Origin of the sequence: Fluviicola sp., assembly GCF_030151805.1 — a bacterium.
GTDB lineage: Bacteria > Bacteroidota > Bacteroidia > Flavobacteriales_D > Crocinitomicaceae > Fluviicola.
The window spans coordinates 1-8,033 of record NZ_JASLCN010000381.1 but is presented as its reverse complement, the minus strand read 5'-3'; the positions used below and the strand labels follow the sequence as shown (position 1 = coordinate 8,033).

The window sequence follows — 8,033 nt, the reverse complement described above, 5'->3', positions numbered from 1 at the left end:
TGCTACTGAAGATAATCCGATGAAAGGATTGTATCTGTCTCCGGTGTTTAAATACAGATTATATAACTACATCAATAAAGACAATACAGAGGTTTTGGATAATGCAAAATCGAGTCTTTCCCAGATGATTTTCCGGTTCAATATGGGATTACAATTCTGGCCCGGAGATGGAAATTTCAGCCTGGATATGTATTTCGGAGTTGGTTTGGGAACTTTTGATATCAAAGGTCAGCGCATTAATACGTATGACGCAGGTTCAGGAGTCTGGATGACCAGATGGGAAACGTATCGCGATAATGGAATCCGGTTCAATGTTGCAACAGGAATCAAGTTTGGTTTCGGAAAGTAATTAGCGGCAAGAATATATTTCAGAAGCTCTGCCTGGATTGTTCCGGATGCAGGGCTTTTTTGTATTTAGTCGATGAGAGAATCAAGATAATTGGAGTCAAGACTAGGTGGAATGACTCATTTTCAGTCTAACCTCTAAAATGTCCTGACTCTCATTCAGTGTCTAGAAAACGGGTTTGAATAAATATATGCATGCATAGTTATTTTTTCTATATTTGGAAGCAATCAATTGGGAATGGAAAAGTTAGCACTCAGTAAAATTTTGAATACAGAACATCCGATTATCATCGCTCCGATGTTTTTGGTCTCGAATGAAGCAATGATTCTTGCCGGTACGGAAAATGGCGTCGCAGGAGCAATTCCAGCTCTGAACTACCGTTCTACCGATCTTTTGAGAGAAGGTTTGAAAAGAATGAAAACGCATGCAAAAGGACCGATCGGAATCAACCTGATTGTGAATGCATCCAATATTTACATGGAAGAGCAATTGAAAGTCTGTGTGGAAGAAGGAGTTGATTTCTTCATTACTTCATTGGGTTCACCTAAAAAAGTGATTGATGCATCCAGGGAAAAAGGAATCAAGGTTTTTTGCGATGTAACTGATATTACATATGCAAAGAAAGTGGAAGGATTGGGAGCTGATGCGGTGATTGCAGTGAATAATCAGGCGGGAGGACATGCCGGAAAAATCAATCCGAAGAAATTGATTAAAAGCATGAAAGAAGCGATTTCAATTCCGGTAATTTCAGCAGGTGGTGTTGGAACAAAAAAAGAAATGGATGAACTGATTGCTGCTGGAGCAGATGGTTTTTCAATCGGATCTGTTTTCATTGCGTCTCATGAAGCCGGTGTTTCGGAAGAATACAAGCAGGCGTGTGTCGAATACGGTGCAAAAGATATTGTAATGACTTCTAAATTATCCGGAACTCCGTGCACGGTGATCAATACTCCTTACGTGAAAGAAATCGGGACGGAACAATCCAGGTTGGAACGTTTTTTGAACCGGAATAAACGCTTGAAAAAATGGGTAAAAGCAATGACTTTTTACAGGGGAATGAAATCTTTGGAAAAAGCAGCTTTTAGTGCAACATACAAAACAGTTTGGTGTGCCGGACCAAGTATCGAACATGTTAAATCCGTTCGTCCGGTTAAAGAAATTATAGAAAGCCTGGTAAAATGAGTACTTCGAACTTAAAAAAATATGGAATGATGCTGCGTCTGATGGGAATCTTCAAAATCCCGATGATCGGCTATGTCAAACCGCGTCTGATTCAAATGACGGATCGCGATGTTCTGGTGCGAATCAAATTGAGAAGACGCACGAAAAATCATCTGAAAAGCATGTATTTCGGGGCTCTGGCGGTTGGTGCGGATGTAACAGCAGGTCTGCATGCGTTTTATTTTTGCGATGAACTGAATGTCCGTCCGTCCTTTGCATTTAAAGGAATGAAAGCGGAATTCATCAAACGGGCAGAAACCGATGTGGAATTTAGCTGTACAGAAGGGCAGGTTATCCGCGAGCAGGTTTTGAAAGCCATTCAAACAAATGAACGTCAGAATCATTGGGTAAAAGTTACTGCAAAAGACCTGAATGGAGAGATTGTAGCTTTGTTCGAAATGGAAATCTCCGTGAAGATTAAATAAATGATCAATTGAAAATGCAAAGGGTAAAAATTGAATTGAAGTTAGATGAATCTCCTTGCTTTTCAATTTTAAATTTTGCATTTTGAATTTAAAACTATCTTTGCCGAAAAAAATTGAGAATGAACCGCATTTCTTCTGAAGCTTGTAAACAGCTGATTCAAAATAATGAGGCAGAATTGATTGATATCCGTGAGCCATGGGAAGTTGAAATTTGTTCTATCGGTGGAACGAAAATCCCGATGCATCAGATTCCTGAAGTGGCAGAAACAATGGATAAAACGAAGCATTACATTATTTTGTGTAAAACAGGCAGAAGAGCAGAATCTGTAGCCAATTTATTGGAATGCGGATACGGTTTTCAGCATATCGCGATTTTAGAAGGCGGAATTACCAGTTGGTTTGAAAACTTCGAGCCTACTTACGAAATGTATTAATTATCAGCTATGATTGAACTATTCAAACACCTGATTCACCTTGATTTTGAGTGGATTGTGGAAACCTACGGAACAGCGGTGTACGTTGTTTTATTTCTGGTAATTTTTATTGAAACAGGATTGGTGATTATGCCTTTTCTTCCCGGAGATTCATTGCTTTTCACAGCAGGAATTTTTGCTGCATCCGGACAGTTAAACTTGTTCTACTTGCTGGCATTGCTTTCTGTTGCTGCTGTTTTGGGAGATAACGTGAATTACTGGATTGGAAGAAGAGTTGGTTTGAGTGTGTTTAACTGGAAAATAAGGGGCAGACAATTGGTGAAACAATCGTATTTGCAGCAAACAGAAGCATTTTTTGAAAAAAGAGGAGTATTCGCAATCATTATGGCGCGTTTCGTTCCGATTGTGAGAACATTTACACCGTTTGCAGCAGGAGTGGGAAAGATGAACTACCGTAAATTCCTGACATTTGATATCATCGGGGGTTTGTTGTGGATTTGTAGTATGACAATTGCCGGTTACTTCCTGGGAAATATTCCGTGGATCAGAGAAAACAATGAGAAAGTAGTTTTGATTATCGTATTTATCTCTGTTTTACCGATGTTAATCAGCATTCTGAAATCGAAACTTGCGAAAAAGAATGCCTGAATTCGGATTGGTAGGGAAAACACTCGGACATTCCTTCTCAAAAAGTTATTTCGAGAATAAATTTCAGCAGGAAGGCATCGAAAGCACTTTTGAAAACTTTGAACTGGCTGAAATCACTGAGATTCAAATTATTTTTAGTATTTCTGACCTAAAAGGACTTTCGGTTACGATTCCTTACAAAGAAGCAATTATTCCGTATTTGGATGGGTTGTCTGAAGAAGCAGCTGAAATCGGAGCTGTAAACTGTATTTCATTTCAGAACGGGAAGAAAACAGGACACAACACGGATGTTTTCGGCTTTCACCAAATGATCAAGCCCTTCCTGACGAATGAGCACGAACGTGCCATAATCCTGGGAACGGGCGGAGCATCAAAGGCCGTAGCTTATGTTTTGAAGAAGATTGGTTTGGATGTGATTTGGGTTTCGCGAAATCCTCAAAACGGTCAGTTTTCATATGATGAAATCAATGAGCATATGTTGAGAGCTTGCAAGGTCGTCGTTAATTGCACGCCGCTTGGAACGTTTCCGGATATAGATGCGTGTGTACCATTTCCTTTCGGGTTTTTAACAGAAAGTCATTTGTGTATTGATTTGATTTATAATCCGGAGGAAACGAAGTTTTTGAGAGAATCCAAATTGCATGGAGCTGCAACTTTGAACGGGCTTTCAATGCTGAAAGAACAGGCGAATAAAGCCTGGGAGATCTGGAATAGCTAAAAATAATCTGAAAATATACCCGGATTACTGTTTGCCATTTGGCAAACAGGCAAATTGGCAAAATTACATTTGAGCTTTTCTTCTTATTTTTACAGCATGCAATCCGTTAAACATTTGATCAAGGAAGGCGAGCACCAGCAGCAGGATTTCAAGTTTCGAATCGACGATTCCAAAAAAATAGCCAGAACTTTGGCCGCTTTCGCCAATTCGGACGGAGGAAGACTTCTGATCGGAGTGAAAGACAATGGCAAAATTACAGGAGTTGATCCGACGGAAGAAATTCACATGATAGAAGCTGCAGTCGACATGTATTGTAAACCCAAACTGGAATTTCAGTCGCGGGTTTGGCAGGAAGACATGAAATTAGTACTTGAAGTATCGATTGAAAAAAGCGCGAAACGCCCGGTTTTAGCTTTGGACGAAGAAGGAAAATGGAAAGCATACGTTCGCCGGAAAGATCATACACTTTTAGCCAATAAAATTCTTCTGAGCATCTGGAAAATGGAGCGTTTCGACCAAAAAAGACCTGAGAAAATCGGAGAGGAGGAAACCCAATTGCTCAACATCATAACGCAAAATCCACAGATTACCCTCAGTAAGATTTACCGCCTTTCAACTTTGGAAAAATCGAATATTGACCGCTTGTTGCCTTTGTTCATTTGCTGGGATTTGGTTTCAATGGAAATCAATGAAAACGGAACTTTTTATGAGATTACGAAAGATTAACAAATGCTATTTTAGTGATAATCAGTTTGTTTTTTAGGAATCTCGAAATAAAGTTATATATTCGCGCCAAATTTGAAGATTGAATAAAGCCTTTTACATTTCAAGTTTGGTTCTTAGCCTGCTATTTCTGGGTATCATTATTTATTATATCGATGTGGTAAGTTATGCAAGGTACAGTTATCTGTCGATGCCAGGTGATTTTAGTTATACCAATGATTTTGGAGCTGAAAAAACACGGGATGCGGCTTGGATAAGTCTCTTATTCTTTTCATTTTTTATAACGACATTTTTACTCGGATTAATTAAAATTAAACGGGTTACAAATAGAATTTTGTCAATGATCGGCTTGTCTTTAACAGCATTGTTCCTGCTGTGGGATCTGGCCATGTTGAGCTCACCTTCGGGCTTGAGTTTTGACGAAGTAGGTATAGGTTTTTTGTTTTTTACTCCCGTGATTGCGGCCTTCTCCATTGTTGGAATCGTTCAGTCAAACAGGTATAAAAGACAAGGGGTTCTATACAAACAACCAACGGAATCAGATTTGTTAGATTCCTAAAAAAATATAATTTTAATCGATGCGTTTAATGTATTGTTATATTAGGCGTAGAAAAACACAAACAAATGGGTAGACCTCCAACAAAACCAGCAAGATTGCGAGACGGTTTTTACATTGAAGTAAGAAATTCAGGATCACAAGGTATACGAATTAGAAGAGATACTAGAGAGCAAATGCTTCTTGCAGCTGAGGATTATTCACGTACAAAAGACGTAGTGATTCTTGGCGAAATGAAAGATGATAAGTGGATTGATCAATAAAATCATTCATCGCAGAATGTGATAAAGAGGTTTTTCATTCCGAAAAACCTCTTTTTTTGTATGATCACTTCCTGTCACTTCGAATATCAGCCTGGCTGATGTGTCGGGCAGGACAGGAATAGCTTATCAGTGAATCACAACCAGTTTAACAGGAGCTTTTTGCTCAATTGTTCCCCGGTAACGAACATAATAAACTCCCACAGAAAGTTTATCCGTTCTGATTTCCACTTTTGATCCGTCTACTCTTTGAGTAGAAACAATATCTCCGTTTAAATTCAGAACTTCAATTTGTCCGTTCTGAATGTCCTGATCAAAAACAATGTTTACATAAGAACTTGCCGGATTCGGAACCAAATGGAATAACTGCTTTTCATTCTCTGTCAATCCGGTATAATCAATATTATAGAGCACTTCGAAATCATCGAAATAGAAACCGTCAGCTCTTGTTCCTCCGTCTGATTTCATGATGAAACGAACCTGGATGCTGTCTCCGATGTAATCACTCATGTTAATCTCTTCCAGAACCCAACTGTTTTCAGTTCCTTCATAAACTGGTTCTCCGTTCGGCTGAACAGATCCGTTTGCACTTGTTCCGGGAACAGTGTAATTTCCGCATTGACCGATCCAGCTTGTACCGTTGTCAGTCGAAACCTGGAATTGGCAGTAATCAAAGTCTGCTTCGATTTCCCATTTTGCGTAGAAACGGATCATTGCTTCTGTTGCATGCGTCAAATCAATCTTGTTGTTGAACTGAAAGGTTTTGGTTGTACTGTTCGAATAATCTCCGGTCGGAGAATCTGTAAATGAACTGCTTGGAGAAACATAGGTTGAATTGGTTGTTGCCCAGTTTCCCGTCCAGTTCACTGCAATATTGGCTTCATCAATAAACTGTGTGGTAATACTTCCGAATGTTTTGACAATCGTGTCGTGTTTTGTCCAACCGATATATTCTGTATTGAGTACGTATTTGATCTGATCTCCGAATTGAATTCCCGGATTCAGAACATAGGAAATTCCGCTATTTTCAGAACCCATCAGAGCCAGATTATGAGTAGATGCCGAACCTACGGATTGAATTCCTGTAATTGGGGTAATACTAACGATTACGGAACCGTTTTCCAACCCTAAACGGTAAGCGCTGTGATTGAAATTTCCCGTGGAAGTTGCAATCATTCCCGGATCAATATCTTTTACCTCCAAATAACGATGAGTTAAATGAGATAATACCAGGTTCGGGAAAACCATTTCCTGGCAAATACCGGTAATTTCGCTGCTTGCAGGCCAAAATCCGCCACTTGTATTGCTGACTTCCGGAGTCATGGCGAAGATTTTAGGTTTGATAACCGTATCGACTTTATACATGTAATCATCCGAATCACCTGAAGCAGGATAAAGATCCGAAGACTTTTTATTCTCATAGCCGTTATACTGAACCATGTGATGCGTGAAAGCCTGGAAATAATTGTGGTCTACAGCAAATTCGGCAGTTGTCGTTCCGATCGGATGAAGAATATCATTCGCGTAAGTGTGCGAATTGAAAGCATATTGAAAATCACGGTTTTCACAAAACCATTTCATCGCCTGGGTTTCCGGCTCCGAAAAAGCAGCAGTTCCTCTGTAAGTTTCGTTGTTTTGGGCAGAACTGGTTCCTGTTGTTCCCCAACCGTAAGAGTAATTCCGATTTAAGTCCACTCCGTAACTTCCACCGCTGTTTAGCCTGCGGTTCTTTCGCCACATGCCGCCGCCGTTCGGGTTGGTTGTTTCATTGTAGATGTATCCGTCCGGATTGACCATCGGAACGAAATACATTTCTGTATTGTCGACCAAAAATTTGATTTCCTCACTGGTATTGTAGTTCTCAAGCAAATACCACATGTAGAAAATGACTTCCGACAAGGAGTTGGGTTCACGCGCATGGTGAACGGCTGTATAAAGCACTTCCGGCTCAGCTTCATCGGTATTCGGATGATCACTTAAACGAACCCAGTAAAGCGGTCTGTTTTGAATACTCAGGAAGTTGCTGATCGTATCTTTTACGGTAATCAGATTCGGATATTGAGCTGCCATCGCATCAATTTCATCAATAAATTCCTGGTAAGTATAAAACCCACCCATAGAACCTAAGTTGAAATTAACGGGAACAGCTGGTGTAAAACCGGTTGAACCATTGCCTGGAGAACAACCGATATTTTTTTCCGTTACAGCCTGACCCTTGTTGGCATTCTGGCTGACATAATAAGCCTGAACATCCGGAATCAGAATTTCGACCTGGAATCCGGCTTCCCGGATTTGATTTATTTCGTCATCGGAGAAATCAGAAATAAAGAAGGTTTCGCGTTTTACCGTTCCGTGGTCAACCGCAATTCCAAGTTCAGCCAATGTTTGAAGGCCTTTGGAATCCGTGAATACTTTGGCTCTGGAGTAATTTTGAGAAAGTCCCCAATAGGAAATGAGGAGAGAGAACAAAAGGAGAGTTGTTTTCATCGAGAGTATAGTTTGCTATAAAAATAATGATTCTTATGTATTCTATACTAATTAATTACGAATTACGAATTACGAATTACGAATTACGAATTACGAATTACGAATTACGAATTATTGAACTTTTAAACCTTTTGAACTATTGAACATTTTTTTAATTAGGAATTAGGAATTAGGAATTAGGAATTAGGAATTAGGAATTAGGAATTAGGAATTAG

Annotated in this window: 10 protein-coding genes; 9 read left to right on the top strand and 1 reads right to left on the bottom strand. The window is 39.6% G+C overall.

Features of this window, described 5'->3' with window-relative positions; all coding sequences use genetic code 11:
- The 9 genes from Q1V93_RS14460 to Q1V93_RS14420 form a co-directional block, all read left to right on the top strand.
- A partial coding sequence (locus Q1V93_RS14460) for a hypothetical protein (protein WP_300665640.1) occupies window positions 1-349 on the top strand: 349 nt, incomplete at its 5' end.
- 234 nt (window positions 350-583) lie between these two features.
- Window positions 584-1,528: a nitronate monooxygenase gene (locus Q1V93_RS14455; protein ID WP_300665639.1), complete on the top strand. Its 945-nt coding sequence runs from the start codon at window positions 584-586 to the stop codon at window positions 1,526-1,528.
- Complete coding sequence (locus tag Q1V93_RS14450) at window positions 1,525-1,992, top strand: DUF4442 domain-containing protein (protein ID WP_300665637.1); 468 nt, start codon at window positions 1,525-1,527, stop codon at window positions 1,990-1,992. The genes Q1V93_RS14455 and Q1V93_RS14450 overlap by 4 nt, the downstream gene beginning before the upstream one ends.
- 119 nt (window positions 1,993-2,111) lie before the next feature.
- Complete coding sequence (locus Q1V93_RS14445) at window positions 2,112-2,426, top strand: rhodanese-like domain-containing protein (protein WP_300665636.1); 315 nt, start codon at window positions 2,112-2,114, stop codon at window positions 2,424-2,426.
- A 9-nt stretch (window positions 2,427-2,435) separates the two neighbouring features.
- Complete coding sequence (locus Q1V93_RS14440) at window positions 2,436-3,074, top strand: VTT domain-containing protein (RefSeq protein WP_300665634.1); 639 nt, start codon at window positions 2,436-2,438, stop codon at window positions 3,072-3,074.
- Window positions 3,067-3,792, top strand: a complete 726-nt coding sequence (locus tag Q1V93_RS14435; RefSeq protein ID WP_300665633.1) for a shikimate dehydrogenase — start codon at window positions 3,067-3,069, stop codon at window positions 3,790-3,792. Before Q1V93_RS14440 ends, Q1V93_RS14435 begins: the two co-directional genes overlap by 8 nt.
- A 54-nt stretch (window positions 3,793-3,846) precedes the next feature.
- On the top strand, window positions 3,847-4,518 hold the full coding sequence (locus tag Q1V93_RS14430; protein WP_300665632.1) for an ATP-binding protein: 672 nt from the start codon (window positions 3,847-3,849) through the stop codon (window positions 4,516-4,518).
- A gap of 79 nt (window positions 4,519-4,597) precedes the next feature.
- Entirely contained in the window at window positions 4,598-5,074 is a 477-nt protein-coding gene (locus Q1V93_RS14425) for a hypothetical protein (protein WP_300665631.1), read from the top strand.
- 65 nt (window positions 5,075-5,139) lie between these two features.
- Complete coding sequence (locus Q1V93_RS14420) at window positions 5,140-5,334, top strand: hypothetical protein (RefSeq protein ID WP_124745017.1); 195 nt, start codon at window positions 5,140-5,142, stop codon at window positions 5,332-5,334.
- A 126-nt stretch (window positions 5,335-5,460) separates the two neighbouring features.
- Here Q1V93_RS14420 and Q1V93_RS14415 read toward each other — a convergent pair whose 3' ends face one another.
- A complete protein-coding gene (locus Q1V93_RS14415) occupies window positions 5,461-7,818 on the bottom strand; it encodes a M14 family zinc carboxypeptidase (protein WP_300665630.1) in 2,358 nt (785 codons plus the stop codon).
- Between the last annotated feature and the right edge of the window lie 215 nt (window positions 7,819-8,033).